Origin of the sequence: Rhizobium sp. BR 317, assembly GCF_047445835.1 — a bacterium.
Classification (GTDB): Bacteria; Pseudomonadota; Alphaproteobacteria; order Rhizobiales; family Rhizobiaceae; genus Rhizobium; species Rhizobium paranaense.
The window spans coordinates 38,433-56,812 of record NZ_JARWLB010000012.1 but is presented as its reverse complement, the minus strand read 5'-3'; the positions used below and the strand labels follow the sequence as shown (position 1 = coordinate 56,812).

Below are 18,380 nucleotides of genomic sequence, written 5' to 3'. Positions count from 1 at the left end.
AGGCGGCCGCCTTTTCTAAAGCTGTCCAATCGGCGTGCTGCGATCGATTGTTTGACACTCGTGACGGAGCGCATTCGAACGTCAAGGCGTGCTCGATGGCCATCGAGCACGCCTTGACATCAAAATTGCTCCCAGCCGGTCTTGCTGGCCAATGCTGCGTTGCCGGAGAAGGCGTTTGCGAGCTTGCGGCCGAGTGCGCGGGCTGGTGATGCGACCGGTTTGGCGGTCTGACCGGCTGCGTGCGGTGCCATCCCTGCCTCGAGCTTGAAGCGGGCGATGAGATCGCGAAGTTTGACTGCCTCGTCTGCCAGGCTATTGGTGGCGGCGGTGGATTCCTCCACCATGGCCGCGTTCTGTTGGGTGACCTGGTCCATCTGATTGACGGCGGTGCTGACCTCGGAGAGGCCCGTCGATTGCTCCTTGGCGGCGGTTGCGATCGAATGAACGTGATCATTGATCTTCACCACATGATCCTGGATCGATGTGAGCGCCGTGCCGGTTGCCGTCACCAGCTTGACGCCGGAATTCACCTCTTCGCCCGAGCGGTTGATCAGCGTCTTGATATCCTTGGCGGCGTTTGCCGATCTCTGGGCCAATTCCCGCACCTCCTGGGCAACGACGGCAAAGCCCTTCCCGGCCTCACCGGCACGGGCCGCCTCAACGCCGGCATTCAAGGCAAGCAGATTGGTCTGGAAGGCGATCTCGTCGATGACGTTGATAATCTGACCGATCTCGCCCGAGGCCTGCTCGATCCGCCCCATGGCGACGACGGCCTGCTTGACGATGGCGCTTGACTGTTCGGTGCTCCTGCGTGCCTCGTCGACCATATGGCTCGCTTCGAGCGCCCGTTCCGTCGAGCTCTTCACGGCGACCGTGATTTCCTCAAGCGCCGAGGAGGTCTCCTCCAGCGCGGCTGCCTGTTGCTCCGTTCGTTTTGAAAGATCGCCGGATGCCAGGCGCATGTCACCGGCATTGTTGCTGATCGTTTCGATCGCAGTGCGGACATCGCCAAGTACGGAGCGCAAATTGGCCATCGTCGCGTTGACGTTGTTCTTCAGTTCGCCGAAAGCGCCCTGGAACTCGCCACGCATTGTCCCCGTCAGATCGCCTTCGGCCAGTGCGGCGACGACGCGACGGGTCTCGGCAACACCTTGGTCGACGGAGGCGACAAGCTCGTTGACGCTCGTCGCAAAGCGGTCGAGATCGGCATTGTCATAGGCCTTTGTGATGCGCTGCGTGAAATCGCCGGCGACCGCTGCCGATACGACGGCTCCGATGCTTAGCTGCAGATCGGCGCTTTTTGCATGCAGCGCCGCTTCCTGGGCATTCAATTCCTGCACTTTAATGCCGTTCTGTTTGAACACCTCTACAGCACGCGCCATCGCACCGATTTCGTCGCGGCGGCCGACATAGGGAATGCTCGTGCCGAGATCGCCGTCTGCGAGCTGCCCCATGCTATTGGTCAACATATTGATTGGACGAGCGATCGTTTTCCCGCCGAATACGGCGGATGCGATCAGTGTCGCCATGACCAGCAGCCCGACACCAAGATTGAGCAGCAATACGAGTTTTGCTGCCGCATTTGCCTCGCCGTCAACCTGGGTCGCCATCGCCTTTGCCGATTCAACACCCTCATCGAGCAGTTTGGATAGCTCGTTCGTCATGCTGAGCATCCTTGCTTGGACGTCCTTTTCCTTCCCATCCAATGCTGCGCCACCATCTTTGCTCTGCAGCTCCGCCTTCATGACCTCAACCATGTCGTTCGTCGCAGCGAAAAAGCTCTCGGTCATGGCTTTAAGCTGTTCTATCCGGTCTCTGTTGACCTGCAATCTCAAACTGCCCTCGGCGTCGTCCAGATATTTGATTGCTGAGTGATGACGAGCGGCTATGTAATCGACGGCAGTGGTGAGTTCCTCCGTAGAGGAGGCAAGACGCAGATCGCGCACGCCGACCTGCATGCCGCGCAACGATGCCTTTGCATCGACGAGGTCGCGGGAGACAATCAACTGGCTTTTGAGATAGGCTGAGCGTTCATCGATCACCCGGCCGCCATAAAGCACGATCAAAAGCATCGCCGCGACCATGAAAATGCTAATAGCGGAAAGTGCGGCCAATTTGGCGCCGAGGCGCGACGAAATGGATGATAGCATTCGTATACTCTCAATCACCGCGAGATGCCGTCATAGGGCTCGCGGAAGCTAAAATATCGTCCTGCATCATGCATGCGATGTGCCAAGTATTGTGGCGGCGTGGAAAAGCTATGTCGCCCAAGAAAATCGATTAATCACCTGACATAAAAGTAAACGATCGTCTTTTATTAACCGTGGCCCATGAGGTTTTTGCGCAAATTGGACGATCCTGCATAAAATGGCTATTCAGGTGCAGGTTGTGGCCCATGTCGGATTGAGGAGCATCAATCCCATTCAACGGTCGTGCGTTAGGGATCTGGAAATACGGCTGCGTCCAGCGCAGCACTACTCTCAGTGCCGAGATAGAAGGTTGCTCAGCCGTCGCTATCGCTCGGTGGCGACGATGTTATTCGCTGGTAGGTTTACGCTGCTTTGTTGCGTTGGATGGCATTTCGCCGAAGGACCTGCGATAAAGCGCTGCGAAGCGGCCCATATGGGAGAACCCCCAACTCTGGGCGATCTTCGCAATCGACAGAGAGGTGGTTGGATCCTGCAGTGCGTTGCGAGCGCCCTCCAAGCGGATTGTCCGTAGATAGTTGAGAGGTGTCGTGCCTTTGAATTGCTGAAAGGCAGCCTGCAGCGATCGAACGCTTGTGCCGGCTGCCTCTGCGATATCGGCAATGTTCATCGGCGATGCGACATTGGCGTGCATATACTCGATTGCTCTCTTCAAATGCCTGGGGATTGCCGGGGATGCTAATTTTGCGAGCCGCCCTGAATAGTTATTCGGGACCGTTTCCAGCAACGTGATCATCATCGCATTCAACAGATGTTCGATGAGCGTCGAAGGAGGGTGGGCAAAAAGGCTTGTGTCGAGACAGCTCCAAATAAGAGTTCCCAGCATCGCTATCTGCGCGCCTTTTGCGGTAGCCAGATTAATTGCGCCCATAAAACAGATGTCTTTGACAACGGGCGCATCCAGCAATGTGCTCAATTGCCGGATCATCGCGGACTTTTCGAACGCTATGCCGATATGGCTGAGGTCTACATGAGGAGTCAGTGCCTCAAAGCTTGACATGTCGCCCAATAGGACGGTCGGCTTTGTAGCGCCCTGTCTATAGCTGGTTCCTATGGCTTTCGTATCCACAAATGGAACGTAGAGCACAAAGACATCGGGTCCGTCTGAAAGTTTGATTCTTATTTCGGAATGGCGTCGACCATTCCAGATTCTGTAGTGCCCGACGTGGTAATGCCGGTCTTCGACGGAGATCAGCGGGTCTCGTCGCAACGCTTCTATCATGAGTGGCGTCACGGACCGTGTATGGAGTTTGAACCCTTTGTCGAACTCGACATTTTTAATCCTGAAACCGACATGATCTACGTACCTCAGTCTTTGCTTGCGGCATTGGAAATTACCAAGGCCTATCCGTGGGATAGAAGGATTGCGCGTCAGCGGAATCCGTTTCCGGATATGTGGGACTGAGGGCCGTTAGTACAGCAATGCGATATACGCACTGCGTTCAGGATATCCGCTAAGCGCAGAATAATCTGCTCGCAGTTGCAGCATTTTCGCCTGGGCGGATCATAGGCGCCGTACATCGGCTGATTGCGAACGGGAAATCATTCCCGTGAGGCTTCGGCTGGAAAATGGCTCCAGCCGAAGCGAATGGTTGGAATGCCTGGCCATTGCTGGCTCCGATGATCGGAACGTCGCGGGCTTGCATTTGAGGCGGCAGTTACTGACGCCCCGCAAAATAGAGCCGCTACGCCGCCGCTACCTGCTCGATGTTGGCGAACATTTGATCGAGGTTGAGGAAACAGACCATGCCTTGGTCGAGCGGGATAATTCCGTACGAGAAGGTCGGGTCGAACTCGGTGCCGAAGTCCGGCACCGGCTGGATTTGGCCATTGCCGATCGACAGGATGTCCGACACGCGATCGACCACCAGGCCGATCGTGCTCGATCCTACCTCGGCAACGACAATGGCGCTGCGGCTGGTGTGTACCGAGCTTTGCACGCCGAGCTTAGCGGCAAGATTGATGATCGGAATAACCGAGCCCCTGAGGTTCAGCATGCCGAGAACATGCGGTGGCGCGTGGGGCAGTGCCGTTGCCGCTGCCCATGCCCGGATTTCCCGGATCGATGTCGTCTTGATGCAGAACTGCTGGTCACCGAGATGAAAGGCAATGATTTCCAGCGTCGTTGCCTGACCTTGGGCTGAAGAGGTCGCCTCCATCGAAATTCCTCCCATTCCTTGGTGGCTGCCGCAGTCGCCGCCTTGCCGCCAAAGGCGCGGGCAATTTTGTTGCCAAGCGCACGTGCCGGAGAGGCAACCGGCTTTGCCGTGTCACGGGCAACCCGCGGGCCAGCCACACCCTCCAACTGGAAGCCGGCGATGAGATTGCGAAGCTTAACCGCCTCCTGGGCAAGGCTGGAGGCGGCCGCCGTCGACTGTTCCACCATGGCTGCATTCTGCTGCGTCGTCTGATCCATCGAATTGACCGCCGTGTTGATCTCGGCAAGACCCGTCGACTGCTCCTTGGCCGAAACGGCGATGGCGTTCATGTGGCTGTTGACCTGGCCGATGAAGCCGCCGATGACGTTCAGCGCTTCGCCGGTATCGCGTACCAGCTTCACGCCGCTTTCGACTTCGGCCGAGGACTTCTGAATATGTCCCTTGATCTCCTTGGCCGCCTGGGCGGAGCGCTGGGCAAGTTCACGCACTTCCTGGGCGACGACGGCAAAGCCCTTGCCGGCTTCACCGGCACGTGCCGCCTCGACGCCGGCATTCAGCGCCAGCAGGTTGGTCTGGAAGGCGATTTCGTCGATGACGCCGATGATGTTGGAAATCTGCTGCGAACTCTCCTCGATCCGCCGCATCGCCTCCTCGGCATGCGAGACCACTTCGGCGGATTTCTGGGCGCTCTGATTGGCTTGGGTCGCGACCGTGCGGGCTTCTTCGGTCAGTTTCGTCGACGAGCCGACATTGGCGACGATCTGATCGAGGGCTGCCGCGGTCTCCTCGATCGACGCGGCCTGCTGTCCCGTGCGCTTGGAAAGATCCTGCGCGCCTGACGAGATTTCGCGTGTGCCGCTGTCCATCGCATCGACACTTTCGGCGATGGTCGACAGTGCTGAGCCGAGCGGGCGAACGGAGCGATTGAAGTCCTGGCGCAACGGTTCGAAGTCCGCCGCGAAGGTCTCGTTGATTTGGAAGGCGAGATCGCCGGCGGCCAACCGCTTCAGACCGGATGCGAGGTTTTCGGAGGCAAAACGCAACTGTTCGGCTTCCTGCTCGCTGCGGCGCTGTACCTCGGCACGTTCGGCCTCCTGATGACTGCGAGAAACTGCAGCGTCTTGTTCGAGACGAGCGTTGGCGACGGCGTTCTGTTGGAAGACCTTAACGGTTTCATACATGGCGCCAATTTCGTCCCGGCGCATTTTGAAGTCGATATCGACACTTGTGTCGCCGTCGGCAAGTCGGCGCATCACCGCCGTCATCGTCTTGATGGGCCTGGCAACTCCGATCATCAATACGATCGCCGATGCGAACAGGACGAAGATGACGCTTGCGCCAATGATCAACGAGATCGTTTCGGCGCTTGAAACGGCAGCGGCCAAAGCCGTTTTTGCTTCCTCCGTGAAGTGACGAGCGTTCTTGATCGAGGCTTCTGTTGCTGTGCGCGTACGCTCCATGACTTGGTCGATGTCTGTGGTGGCGACAACGGCCAATGCCGTATCGGTTTCCGTCTGGCTCAAGGGAGCGCCGTTCTTTTTCGCCATGGCTGCGGTCAGAGCGGAGGCACGTTTTGCTATAAGGCCCTCATACTCGCGCAGGCCACAACGATGTCTTTCAAGGCATCGGGCTTCAGAGCGATATTGATGGGCTCCTCAAGGCCATCCCATGCCTGCTGGCTGCTTCTTTTGGCCTGGTTAAGTGCGGCTTCGACATCCCGAGCGGTCGTGCCGGAGCCGACTTCGTTGGAAGCCGCCCGCATTTCCGCGAGAGATACGGCGGCAGTCTGAATGCCATTGAAAATCGTTTGCTCACGAGAAACAGCGGCGTTCGCCGAACTGATTTCGCTGCTTGCTATCTGCTGATTGATAAGGATACCTGCGATCAGGACGATGCCGATACCGGATGAAAGTGCGAGCTTGGTGCCAATCTTGAGGTTCGCCAAGAAGGACATAATAGAAATCCTTTGTGTTTAAGCGCCGGCAGCCTCCCCCCTGCAGCCGGAAGCGTTGAATGGTTTAGGTTAGAGATAAAAGAGACGGCGGGCCTCTACGCCTTCTGCACCGATCGCCCGTCTGCGTTCATTGGGTGATGCGGCATGGCACCGGTGTCGTGCCTTAGCGACCTACAGAGCGCTTCAAGGTAGTTCGTTGCGCTGACGAGGAGTTCATGTTTGCTCATCAACAGAAGTTCAACTTCGTCGGGGAGCATCGGAATATTCAGGGGCGGGGCATCCGGTCGATTGCGCTTTTGGGATGGAAACGGAATAAGATTCGGCATGCTGTTCCAGTATGAAAAGACAGAGGCGCCGTCGTCATTGGGCTCTTTGTGAATTGGTGAAAAAAGCCGCCTCAAATCATTTGTGCAGCGTGGACAGGCTTTTGGTCGCGCGACATGGAACATCGCGGCAATTGCGCCCGCGTTGGATGAATTGACGGTAACTCTTAACAAACACTGGATTTTTGCGGGTTTGCCTTGGCCATCGCGGTTGCGAAGGAACTTCGCTGCTCATTCTGGATATTATGATGAAAGCTGGATAGAGAGAGGCATGAGCAGATAGCGGAAATGCATCTCCGCGCCCGTTCCTGTAGAACTCCATCTCGATCCAGATTCAACACCCCGCCAAGCCGCAATATGCAGGCACGCAAGAACTCCTGCACCAGGTGTTTCTGATGCAGCATCATAGAACTTGGTATGAGAGGACGTATCGCTGAGCACGCATGTTGCCGCTCGGGCGGCGCCATCTGGCGCAACTACGCGGCCGGATACACTGGCGTGATCCGCCTAGATTTGGCGACTGTTACCTTCGCCGAAAGCTGTACAATGCCCGTTACGCAACAACCTGATTTCGCCCGCCTCTTTTTGCTGCATAGAGATTTTGGTCGGCGATCTCCAGAATTTCGTTGGGTGCGTTGGCAGAGAGGGTGCCAGCGACACCTATGCTGATCGTGACCTGCAGCCCGTTGCAGATCTCCGACCAGTCCCAATGCTCGACGGCCGAACGCAGTCGCTCGCAGACATCGGCGGCGCCTCGGGGAGGGCCTGCCAGCAGGACGATGAACTCCTCGCCGCCAAAGCGAATTGCCTGGTCGGTAATCCGCAACTGGTTGCGCAATATGGTTCCAATGGCACTCAGAACCTGGTCGCCGATCATATGGGAGAAGTTGTCGTTGATCGACTTGAAATGATCGACATCCAGCATCGCGATGGAATATGGACGGTTCTCAGATTCCAGTTCCTTAAAGCGGCTGTCGAGATATTTGCGGTTATAAAGCCCAGTCAGCGCGTCCAGATAAACGGCACTGGCAAGGATATCGGTTTCTTCCTGCAGTTTCTGATAGGAGGCCTCCAGCGTGTCGGCACGCTTCGTTTCCGTTTCAGCGACTTCCTTAAACCGCTTGGTTTCATAGTAGATTTCGGCGAGACGCGCGCGCTGCTGGGTTCTCTCGGCGCTATTCTGCAAATATGCGTGGTGGAACTTTTTATGCGTCTCCAGCGCCAGGTCGAACTGTCCCAGCCCCTCATAAGCCTGCGACAGATAAAGATAGATCTGGATATAGGAATCGAAGCTGCCGCCGTCGCCGATCAGATCCAGCGCCTCAAGCAGCAGCGAGCGGGCTTCCACGAAGTTTCCGCCATTGATGTGGATTTGGCCTAGAGTGTAGAGATATTGCTGCCTGTCCCGGACATAGCTGTTTTCCTGAAATGCCTGGTAGCGGACCATGCACTGGAGCGCCTTGTCGTGCTCGCCTAGATGGCTGTAGTAATCGGCTTCGTTGCCGAGACAAATGCGAGCAGCCCAGCGGTCGCCGATCTCGATTGATATATCGAGCGCCTGTTCGGTCAGCTCCAGCGCTCTCACTAGCTTCAGGTGCCCTTCTTCCTGCTGGCCGAGAGACTGCGCGATATAGCCGCCTTCCGAATGAGCGCCGCCGAGATTGATGAGCCACCAGCATTCGAAGGTCTTATCGCCGATAGATCTGGCGAGCTCGACAGCCCTTTCGCTGATCAGAATGGCGCGGTCGGGCTGCTTGTTGTACCAGAAGATAATGCCGATGACGTTGGTGGCCAGGCTCTGCACCCTTGGGTCGTCGGTCCTGTCGGCCAAATCCAGCGCGCGGGTAGCCTCTTCGATCGCCTCCTCCGGCAAGCCCAATTCCAGGAACAACCATCCGAGATAGGCCCGGGCATAGGCTTCCTGAATGGGCTCCCCGTTTGACTTCCAGAAGTCTACTGCCTTGCGGACATGCGTTATCCCGAGTTCGGCCTTGCCGATCTGCAAGCAGTACCAGGCGATATCGGTGTCGCATAGCGCGGCGGTCCGATCGTCGCTCCGCGACTTGGCATCGGCAAGAGTTTGGCTGGCAAGTGTGAGCGCCTCAACCGAACGGCCGGTACATCCGAGGTGCCAGGCTTCCCGTAAGTTCGAATTTGCTTTTTGAGCAATTGCCTCGATATCAACAACTTGCATATTGAACGCCAATATTTGTCTTCCGGGCACCGATAGCATCAGAAGTTTAACAATGATGCAAATTGACCAATAAAACATGCCGCAGGTTCGTATTTATTGTGGCATGCAAGTGAGGGTGTTCCGCGGTTGCTGTTGGAGTGTCTGTTTTAGTTATTGCGCATCCTCGCATCGAGCGCCCCGCCACGGTGCGATATCACCGCATCGCACCTATGCGATTGATTGAAAAATGAGCATGTTTTCTAATTGACTATAAAGTGAGCCTATCGTAGCGTTGAAGTAAGAAATGGCATTAATCGCCGACGGCAAACGAGCCCCGATTTCCGCATATCCTGCGGACGGGGCTTTTTTATTGCCGTTTGGTTGGTCTTACCAAGCACGTATTCGAACTGAGATATTGGCGTGATAAGCGATACACCCAGTCAGGATAATCGATTGCCTTTCGGGCGGCAGACAAGCGGTTGCCGCCTGCGTTACGTGTCGTGGGACGCCTCATGATCCGGAAGCCCATCCCTGTTTCGCTTCTTTATTCGACGACAGGCACTTACGCAGCGCTTGGCCGCGATGCTGTGGACGGGGCCTTGGCGGCGATCGCCGAAGTCAACGGTGATCCCAACTGCTTCTTCCAATTCGAACCGCGCGTCGATGATCCAGCCGGTAGCGCAGAACGCTATGCCGAACTTGCCGAAGCCACCATCCGGCAACGGGGATGTCGGCACATTGTCGGTGCGATCACGTCCTGGAGCCGGAAGGAAGTGCTTCCGGTCGTCGAACGCCACGGCGCGCTGCTGTGGTATGCCTTTCCGCATGAAGGTTATGAGACGAGTGACAGCGTCATCTATCTGGGGGCCTGTCCCAACCAGCATCTGCTGCCCTTGTTCGACTATGTCCTGCCGCGCTACGGCCGGCGGCCGTTCATCGTCGGCTCGAACTATATCTGGGGCTGGGAAATCGGCCGCATCGCCCGCGAGATAACCGAAGCCGTGGATGGTGAGGTTCTGGCTGAGCGCTTTGTGCCACTCGGCTCGGAAGAGGTTGACCATCTGATTGCCGAGATCCGCCAGAAGCGGCCGGATTTCATCCTCTCCAACCTCGTTGGTCGTTCCGCCCAGGCGTTCATCCGTGCCTATGCGGAGCTGCGTGAGGACGACGTCCAGTTTAGCGCCGAACGCCGACCACTCGTAGCCTGCAACCTTTCGGAAATCGACCTCGCGGACCTCAGCCCGCAGGCCAAGGCTGGGCACATCATCACCAACATCTATCTGGACAGGCTCGACACTGAGGAAAACCGGCGTTTCAAGGCGCGGTTGGCAGCCCGTCGCGGCGGCGGACGCCCGGTCACCGGGCCATTCGTCTTCGCCTACATGGCGGTTTCCGTCCTGGCTCAGGCAGTCGCTGATGCCGGCACGGACGATCCGGATCTGATCCGCAAGGTGGTCACGCAACGGCGGTTCGATACGCCCATTGGGCCTATTTCGTTTGATCCGCGCACACATTATGCCGGGTTGCGGCCATTTATCGGCAGGTCCGACAGTGAGGGCGGTTTCGAGATTTTCGACACCGAAACGCCCGTTGTCGAGGCTGACCCTTACTTGGTGCGTTCGATTTTTCCGGGCAAACCCAGCGGCTATGCGCCGGGAGCCGGACTAAGGGTGGTGAAATGAGCCGCTTCGAACGACCGATGTTTTCCAGTTGGCGCGCGGTGATCTTGCATCGGCCGCACCCGGCCGTCGAGGCGCTGACGCGCCAGTTGGACTCGCTGCATATCCAGGTCAGGGCCGTCTGGCCGCAGCTCGACGAGCAGGATGCGCTCGCCGACGTCGTGTTTTTCGATGCCGATATGGGACACGACCAGCAATTTCCCTGGCCATCAGGCTTTTCGCCCATGCCGCTTGTGGCGCTGATCGGCTCGGAAGCGCCCGGACGGATCGAATGGGTGCTGGCCCAAGGCTCCAACGCGCACATGCTGAAGCCGATCGGCTCCACCGGCGCCTATAGCGCGCTGCTGATCGCGTCGCATGTCTACCAGAAGGCCCGCGGCGATGCCGACGATATTCGTACGCTCGAGGACCGATTGCGACAGCGGCCGATCGTTGTGCGCGCCGTATTGCAGTTGATGCAGCAAGGATATGCCGGCGAAGCGACCGCTTTCAAACGCTTGCGAAGCATCTCGATGGATTGGGGCATGACGATCGAGGAAGCCGCGGATGCCATCTGCAAGAATGACAGGCGTACCCGTGGCGGACTCTAAGGAAGATGATGAAGAAGGGAGACGAAACATGCAGCTAACCGAAGACTATGCACTCTATGGCGCCTATCAGACCTGGTATCGGATCACCGGCGATCTCGCCTCCGGCAAGCCGCCGCTGATCGTCGCGCATGGCGGGCCGGGCTGCACGCATGACTACGTCGACAGTTTCAAGGACATCGCCGCCACGGGCCGCGCCGTCATCCATTATGACCAGGTCGGCAACGGCAAGTCCACGCACCTGCCGGAAAAGGGTGGTGATTTCTGGACGGTCGATTTCTTCAAGGCGGAACTCCACAATCTGATCGACCATCTCGGCATCCGCGATGCCTACTGCCTGCTCGGACAATCCTGGGGTGGGATGCTGTCGGCAGAATTCTCAGTCGATCGGCCGGCCGGGCTCAAGGCGCTGGTGATCGCCAATTCGCCGGCGGCGATGAAGACCTGGATTTCTGAGGCCAATCGCCTTCGGGAAGCCCTGCCGGCCGATGTGCAGGCCACGCTGCTCAAGCATGAACAGGCGGGCACGACGGACAGCCTCGAATACGCCAAGGCGACCGACGTTTTCAACGAACGCCACGTCTGCCGCGTCGTCCCCATGCCGCCCGAGGTAAAGCGCACTTTCGACGCCATCGCCGACGACCCGACTGTCTACCACACGATGAACGGTCCCAACGAATTCCATGTCATCGGCACGATGAAGGACTGGTCGATCGTCGGCCGCCTCTCGACCATCGACGTTCCGACGCTGTTAATCTCTGGCCACTATGACGAGGCGACGAAAGCCTGCGTGCAACCCTATGCCGATGAAATTCCGGATGTGCGCTGGCGGATATTTGAACAGTCCAGCCACATGCCGCATGTCGAGGAGCGCGCGGCCTGCATGGCAGAGGTCGCTGCCTTTTTGGATGAGAAAGCACCGTGAAAACAAGAGATTGCCTCACGGGGCAGCCGCATGGAACCAGCTATAATAAAAGGGAACAGATAATCATGACGATACGATCGACAATATCCATCCGCCGCACTGTGGCGGCTTTCGCCGGCCTTCTGCTCACGCAGACCCTGCTTTCAGGGGCAGCCTATGCCGAGGATCGGGCTGCGCTGATGACCCAGCATCGCGGCGGCACGATGACGCTCTCGGCCGTTTCGGCTGCCGGCACCGTCGACCCGATGCTCAACTACACCGCCCAGTATTGGCAGGTCTACCAGATGACCTACGACGGTCTCGTCAAGTTCAAGCAGGCCGGCGGCACGGAGGGTTTCAAGATCGTGCCCGCGATCGCCGAGGCGATGCCCGAGGTCAAGAACGATGGGAAAACCTACGTGTTCAAGATCCGCAAGGGCATCAAGTTCTCGAACGGCAAGGATGTCACCCCGGCCGATGTGCTGGCCTCGTTCCAGCGGATCTTCAAGGTCAAGGGCCCGACCATGGGCAGTTTCTACAATGGCATCGTCGGCGCCGATAAATGCATGGAAAATGGCGATACCTGCACGCTTGATGGCGGTGTGATTGCCGACGAGAAAGCCGGCACGGTCACCATCAATCTCGTCGCGGCGGATTCAGAGTTCTTCGCCAAGCTCGCGGTGCCGCATGCGAGCATCGTTCCGGCCGATACGGCCGCCAAGGATGCTGGTACGAGCCCCATCCCGGGAACCGGCGCCTACATGATCGCAAGCTACAATCCGAATGAACAGATGGTGCTGAAGCGCAATCCTTATTTCAAGGAATGGAGCGTCGACGCTCAGCCGGACGGCTATGCCGACGAAATCGACTATAAGTTCGGCATGACGGAAGAGGCCGGCATCAATGCCGTAATCAACGGTCAGGTGGACTGGATGTACGACACGCCGCCGGCAGACCGCTTGCCGGAACTAGGCTCGAAATATGCCAAGCAGGTTCATCTCGATCCGCTGGCGGCCTTTTGGTATGCGCCGATGAATGTCAATCTGCCGCCCTTCAATAACATCAAGGCACGACAGGCATTGAATTATGCGATCGACCGCGATGCGCTCGTCGGTCTTTTCGGGGGCGAAGTGCTGGCACAGCCGAGCTGCCAGATCCTGCCGCCTGATTTCCCTGGCCATGTCGATGATTGCCTTTATACCAAGGATCCCGGTCCGCAATGGTCCGAGGCAGACATGGACAAGGCCAAGCAATTGGTCGAGGATTCCGGTACGAAGGGCCAGAAAGTGACCGTGATCGCCGAAGACAACGCAGTTGCGCGCGGCATCGGCACTTATTTGCAGAGCGTGCTCAGCGAACTCGGCTATGATGCCTCGATGAAGGCGATCTCGCCCAATATCCAGTTCGCCTACATCCAGAATACCAACAACAACGTCCAGATCAGCGTTACCCAGTGGTATATGGACTATCCGGCCGCATCGGACTTTCTGAACGTGCTGCTTTCCTGCGATAGCTTCCACCAGGGCAGCGATTCCTCGATCAATATCTCAGGCTATTGCAACAAGGACCTCGACGCCAAGATGAAGGCGGCCATGACCCTTTCGCTGACCGATGAGAGTGCAGCGAATGCCGAATGGGCCAAGATCGACAAGGCCTATATGGGTGAATCGCCGCTGGCGCCGCTGTTCACGCCAAAGAGCGTGAATTTCACCTCGGCCCGCCTCGGTAATTACCTGTTCAACAAGCAGAATCGTTGGATCATTTCCCAGTCCTGGGTGAAGTAAATGGCTTCGGGCAGTGGCGTGCGCCGCACGCCGCTGCCCGTTCGATCTCTTCTTGAACAATCCGGACCGGCAAGACCAGAGGGCTATTTGCAGCCGCTCGACTGTGCGTGATGGCAGGAAACGGAAATGACCCTCGTACCCGACAGCGTTGCAAATCCGGTGGAGAGTGCGGAAAGCCAAGGCGCGCGAAAAGGCTCGGGGCATTGGCAACGGGCCTGGCGGCTACTCAAGCGCGACAAGGCGACGGTCGCCGCTGCCCTGGTACTGCTTTTGATTATCCTGTCCAGCCTCGCTGCGCCGCTTTATGCGAACTACGTGTCGATGACCGATCCGTTCCGGTCCAATCTCAGCGGTAAGGTCAATGTCGACGGAAAGAAAATCAAGATCATGCAGCCTTCGACGGAAGGCCTGGGCCTTGGTGTCACGCCGATCGGTCCGACCTGGGCTGCGCAGTATTTTCTCGGCGCCGATACGCAGGGACGCGATGTCGCTGCCCGGCTTCTCTATGGCGGCCGCAATTCGCTACTGATCTCCTCCTGCGCCACTGCGATCTGTCTGATCCTGGCCGCGCTGATCGGCATCTGTGCGGGCTTTTTCGGTGGCGTCGTCGATATCATCCTGTCGCGACTGCTCGATATCCTCTGGGCCTTTCCGGTCTATCTTCTGGCGATTTCTCTGTCGATTGTGCTGATCTCCAAGGGCATCGTGCTTGGCCCGATCGAGATCACCGCCGACAGCCTGCTGCTGCCGATCGGAATTATCGGCATCATCTACGTGCCTTATGTGGCGCGGCCGGTGCGCGGCCGCGTGTTGGAGCTGAAGAATAGCGAATTCGTGCTGGCCGCGATCGGGCTGGGCGTTCCCGAATGGCGCATCCTCTGGAAGGACATCCTGCCCAACGTCACCACGATGCTCATCGTGTTCATTCCGCTGATGATGGCACTCAACATCGTGACGGAATCGTCGTTGTCCTTCCTTTCGATCGGCGTGCAGGCGCCGGATGCGAGCTGGGGAACGATCATCCAGGACGGGCAGACCCTGCTTTATACGCGCCCGGCCGTGGCACTGGCACCCGGCATTGCCATCGCGCTCACGGTTCTGTCGCTCAACGTGCTCGGCGACAGCATCCGCGATGTGCTCGACCCACGCACCAAGATCGTCTGAGGAAGCGGAGATGGTTTTTGCAATCCTTCAGCGTCTCGGCCAGATGGTGTTCGTCATGTTCGGCATCTCGGCGCTGGTGTTCCTGATCTTCTTTGCGACGCCCGGTTCCGACCCGGCCGCGCGCATTGCCGGCCGCAATGCGTCCCAGGAGACGATCGCGCAGATCCGCAGCGAATTCGGCTTCGACCAGCCACTGCCGGTCCAATATGTGCTGATGATGAAACGGCTGTTCGTGACGCAGGATCTCCCTTCCTACGTCAATCGCGGCATGCGCGTCGTGCCGCAGGTTGCGGAGGCCGCGCCGGTGACGCTGTCGCTGGTGTTCGGTGCCGCCGTGCTGTGGGTGGTCGGCGGCATCGTCTTCGGTGTCGCCGCCGCCATGGCCCGCGACACGCTGCTCGATCGCGGGCTCATGGCGCTCGCGCTGATTGGCGTCTCCATGCCGGTCTATTGGCTGGGCGAAGTGATGAACCTGATCTCGCAGAGCCGCTTCCACGACACATGGGCGTTTTCCTGGGTTCCGGCGCTCGGCTATAAGCCGCTGTTTTCCGATCCCGTTGGCTGGTTTCTGACGCTGATCATTCCCTGGGCAACGCTCGCAGCACTTTATGTCGGCATCTACGGCAGGGTGCTGCGTGCCAACTTGGTGGAAGCCTATCAGGAGGATTATATCCGCACCGCCCGTGCGAAAGGGCTGAGCCCGGCGCGGGTGATGCTCAGGCATGCGCTCCGGACGTCGCTGATCCCGTTCGTGACCATGTTCGGCCTTGATTTTGGTGCCCTTGTCGGCGGTGCAGCCCTTCTCACGGAAGTCGTGTTCGGCCTGAACGGCGTCGGACGGCTCACCTATCAGGCGTTGCTCAACCTCGATCTCCCGATGATCCTCGGCACCGTGATGTATGCCTCATTCTTCGTGGTGCTCGCCAATGCGTCCGTCGATATCGTCTACGTGCTGATCGATCCGCGCGTGAGGAAGAACTGACGATGCAGAACGCGGAGAAACCCATTCTTCTCGATGTCCAAGGTCTCACGGTTTCGTTCGTCACTGATTATGGTCTTGTCAGGGCCGTGGATGACGTGTCCTTTTCCGTGCGCGAAGGAGAAATCCTGTCGATCGTCGGCGAATCCGGCTCAGGCAAATCGGTAACGCTGCTTTCGCTGCTCGGCCTCCATGATCCAAAAACCACCAAGGTCGAAGGCGCGGTCGCCTTTCGCGGAGAGCGGATTCTCGAACTGTCAGCAAGTGCCATGCGTCGCATCCGCGGCAAAGAAATCGGGCTCATCTCGCAGGACCCGATGACGGCGCTCGCTCCGGTCTATACGATCGGCTGGCAGATCGCCGAACAGATCCGCGCCCATGAGCCGATCTCGGCCGGGGCTGCCCGTTTGCGGGCGATTGAGCTTCTGGGTGAAGTCGGCTTTTCCAACCCCGCAGAAGCGGTCGAGCGCTATCCACACCAGCTATCGGGCGGCATGCGGCAGCGGGCGGTGATCGCCATGGCGCTGTCCTGCCAGCCAGCGCTCTTGGTCGCCGACGAACCGACGACGGCGCTGGACGTGACCGTGCAGGCACAGGTGCTCGACCTGCTGCTCAGACTGCGCAAGGAACTTGGTCTGGCGATTGTTCTCATCACCCATGATATGGGCGTGGTCTCCGAGGTCGCCGACAAGGTGGCGGTGATGTATGCCGGCCGCATCGTCGAGCGCGGCACGACGCGCGAAATCTTCTCCAATCCCATCCATCCCTATACCTGGGGCCTGATGGCCTCGATCCCGCCGCTGGCGGGCGAGCGTCCGAAGCGGCTGATTTCGATCGGCGGCATGCCGCCGACGCCGGGCAGCATTCCCGAGGGCTGCGGTTTTCAGCCGCGTTGCCGGTTCGCCCGGAGCGAATGCGCCGCCCGCCCGCCAATCCGCCATATCGGCAATCAGTCGGTGCTCTGCTTGCTCGATGGAGAGGAACGCGAGGCCCTGCGCAATACCGTCCTGATATCGGAGGAGCCCGCATGAGCGCGACCGAGAACACCAGGCCGCTGCTTTCCGCCGAGGGGCTGACCAAGAACTTCGTCGTCGGCAAGACCATCTGGCCGGGTTCGGGCCGTATATTGCAAGCCGTCGAGGAGATCAGCCTCGATGTCTATCCCGGCGAAACGCTGGGTCTGGTGGGTGAATCGGGCAGCGGTAAATCCACGCTCGGTCGCTGCCTGACGCGGCTCTACGATATCACCGCCGGCCGGCTGACTTTCGACGGCCAGGACATTTCCAAGGCGGAGAAACGCGCGCTTATGCCCGTGCGGCGCAAGGTGCAGATGATTTTCCAGGATCCTTCGTCCTCGCTCAATCCACGCCGCAAGGTGCGTGATATGCTCGAGGAAGTGCTGAAGGTGCATGCCATCCGCAGCGGAGTGGCAATCGATAACCGGCTGGCCGAACTGATGGAAATCGTCGGCCTGCGTCGCGAATATCTCGACCGTTATCCGCACGAATTCTCCGGCGGTCAGCGCCAGCGTATCGGAATTGCACGCGCGCTCGCCGTCGAGCCAGCCCTGATCGTCGCTGACGAGCCAGTATCGGCGCTGGACGTTTCGGTGCAGGCGCAGATCGTCAACCTTTTCGCCGACCTACGGCAGCGGCTAAACCTCACCTATGTGTTCATCGCCCATGACCTGGCGGTGGTCCGGCAGGTGTCGAGCCGGGTGGCTGTCATGTATCTCGGATCGATCGTCGAGATCGGCGAAACGGATGCACTTTATGGTGCACCGCGCCATCCCTATACCCAGGCGCTGCTCTCGGCCGTTCCGCAGCCGCACAATCGCGGCAAGCGGGGGCGCATATTGCTCGACGGCGAGATACCAAGTCCCCTTAACCCTCCCAGGGGTTGCAAATTCTCGACCCGCTGCCCATACGCCAAGCCGCTTTGCCACGAGGTCAGGCCGCCGCTGATTGCCGAGACGGGCGGCCATAGCGTCGCCTGCCACTTTCCGCTTGCGTGACGGCGTCGTCTTTTCAGGCGCGTCATCTTTTCGATTGGCTTTCTGAGATTGTTTCTATCGATCCAAAGTGGCGTAGTCATGAGGAGCGACACGCAGACGGTGAGACTGATAAAACAAGACTATCCGTATTACGTCATCTGATCCAAAATGCGCGGTGAAGGCTTGCTCCCTTCGGCACGCTCAGCATTTTATTAAACTTCTCAAAGGCTAATCGTCCCACGCCTTGCAGCAGCGACCTTCGGATATCGATGACGCAGCGAGGCCGTTGATCCCGCCCGAATGACTTGTGCGGCTTCCCCCCAATGAGAATAGACCGGATGGATGACACGTCTGGTCACCGCTGCAGCCAGGAGGATCGCCATGAAGCTACCCTCGTTTTCGCGCAAGGTATCCTATGGCGCGTTCACCGCAGGTAAGCCGACAGTTCGAACAAGTGTGCTGCCGATCGATGCG

14 protein-coding genes and 1 pseudogene are annotated in these 18,380 nt (G+C 58.5%); 9 read left to right on the top strand and 6 right to left on the bottom strand.

The features are described from left to right. Positions 1–119: 119 nt before the first annotated feature. The gene (locus QD357_RS19460) at positions 120–2,150 is read right to left on the bottom strand and encodes a methyl-accepting chemotaxis protein (protein ID WP_414124810.1); all 2,031 of its coding nucleotides are present in this window, start codon (positions 2,148–2,150) and stop codon (positions 120–122) included. Positions 2,151–2,535: 385 nt separating this feature from the next. Next, positions 2,536–3,429, bottom strand: coding sequence for a helix-turn-helix transcriptional regulator (locus QD357_RS19455; protein ID WP_414124809.1), 894 nt, complete (start codon positions 3,427–3,429; stop codon positions 2,536–2,538). A 21-nt stretch (positions 3,430–3,450) separates the two neighbouring features. Here QD357_RS19455 and QD357_RS19450 point away from each other — a divergent pair, with 21 nt between their 5' ends. Further along, a complete protein-coding gene (locus QD357_RS19450) occupies positions 3,451–3,612 on the top strand; it encodes a hypothetical protein (protein WP_414124808.1) in 162 nt (53 codons plus the stop codon). A gap of 280 nt (positions 3,613–3,892) precedes the next feature. On the opposite strand, the gene QD357_RS19445 is transcribed toward QD357_RS19450, so the two are convergent. The 4 genes and pseudogenes from QD357_RS19445 to QD357_RS19430 form a co-directional block, all read right to left on the bottom strand. Continuing rightward, positions 3,893–4,366 carry a chemotaxis protein CheW gene (locus QD357_RS19445; protein WP_414124807.1) on the bottom strand — a complete coding sequence of 158 codons (474 nt, stop codon included), beginning with the start codon at positions 4,364–4,366 and terminating at the stop codon, positions 3,893–3,895. Positions 4,367–4,449: 83 nt separating this feature from the next. After that, positions 4,450–5,913 (bottom strand): annotated as a pseudogene (locus QD357_RS19440) (methyl-accepting chemotaxis protein); the annotation flags it as partial. 29 nt (positions 5,914–5,942) lie between these two features. Beyond that, positions 5,943–6,320: a hypothetical protein gene (locus QD357_RS19435; protein ID WP_414124806.1), complete on the bottom strand. Its 378-nt coding sequence runs from the start codon at positions 6,318–6,320 to the stop codon at positions 5,943–5,945. 876 nt (positions 6,321–7,196) lie between these two features. Further along, the gene (locus QD357_RS19430; protein WP_414124883.1) at positions 7,197–8,852 is read right to left on the bottom strand and encodes a diguanylate cyclase; all 1,656 of its coding nucleotides are present in this window, start codon (positions 8,850–8,852) and stop codon (positions 7,197–7,199) included. Positions 8,853–9,328: 476 nt separating this feature from the next. Here QD357_RS19430 and QD357_RS19425 point away from each other — a divergent pair, with 476 nt between their 5' ends. The 8 genes from QD357_RS19425 to QD357_RS19390 all read left to right on the top strand — a co-directional run bounded on the left by QD357_RS19425 (position 9,329) and on the right by QD357_RS19390 (position 17,927). Next, entirely contained in the window at positions 9,329–10,498 is a 1,170-nt protein-coding gene (locus QD357_RS19425) for a transporter substrate-binding domain-containing protein (RefSeq protein WP_414124805.1), read from the top strand. After that, positions 10,495–11,085 (top strand): ANTAR domain-containing response regulator, encoded by a 591-nt coding sequence (locus QD357_RS19420; RefSeq protein WP_414124804.1) that lies wholly within the window; start codon positions 10,495–10,497, stop codon positions 11,083–11,085. The genes QD357_RS19425 and QD357_RS19420 overlap by 4 nt, the downstream gene beginning before the upstream one ends. A 28-nt stretch (positions 11,086–11,113) precedes the next feature. Next, positions 11,114–12,007, top strand: a complete 894-nt coding sequence (locus tag QD357_RS19415) for a proline iminopeptidase-family hydrolase (protein ID WP_414124803.1) — start codon at positions 11,114–11,116, stop codon at positions 12,005–12,007. 65 nt (positions 12,008–12,072) lie between these two features. Then, entirely contained in the window at positions 12,073–13,770 is a 1,698-nt protein-coding gene (locus QD357_RS19410; protein ID WP_414124802.1) for an ABC transporter substrate-binding protein, read from the top strand. 126 nt (positions 13,771–13,896) lie between these two features. Next, entirely contained in the window at positions 13,897–14,934 is a 1,038-nt protein-coding gene (locus tag QD357_RS19405; RefSeq protein WP_414124801.1) for an ABC transporter permease, read from the top strand. Positions 14,935–14,944: 10 nt separating this feature from the next. Beyond that, entirely contained in the window at positions 14,945–15,916 is a 972-nt protein-coding gene (locus QD357_RS19400; protein WP_414124800.1) for an ABC transporter permease, read from the top strand. 2 nt (positions 15,917–15,918) lie between these two features. Then, the gene (locus QD357_RS19395) at positions 15,919–16,944 is read left to right on the top strand and encodes an ABC transporter ATP-binding protein (RefSeq protein ID WP_414124799.1); all 1,026 of its coding nucleotides are present in this window, start codon (positions 15,919–15,921) and stop codon (positions 16,942–16,944) included. Then, a complete protein-coding gene (locus tag QD357_RS19390) occupies positions 16,941–17,927 on the top strand; it encodes an ABC transporter ATP-binding protein (protein WP_414124798.1) in 987 nt (328 codons plus the stop codon). Before QD357_RS19395 ends, QD357_RS19390 begins: the two co-directional genes overlap by 4 nt. The last annotated feature ends 453 nt before the right edge of the window (positions 17,928–18,380 follow it).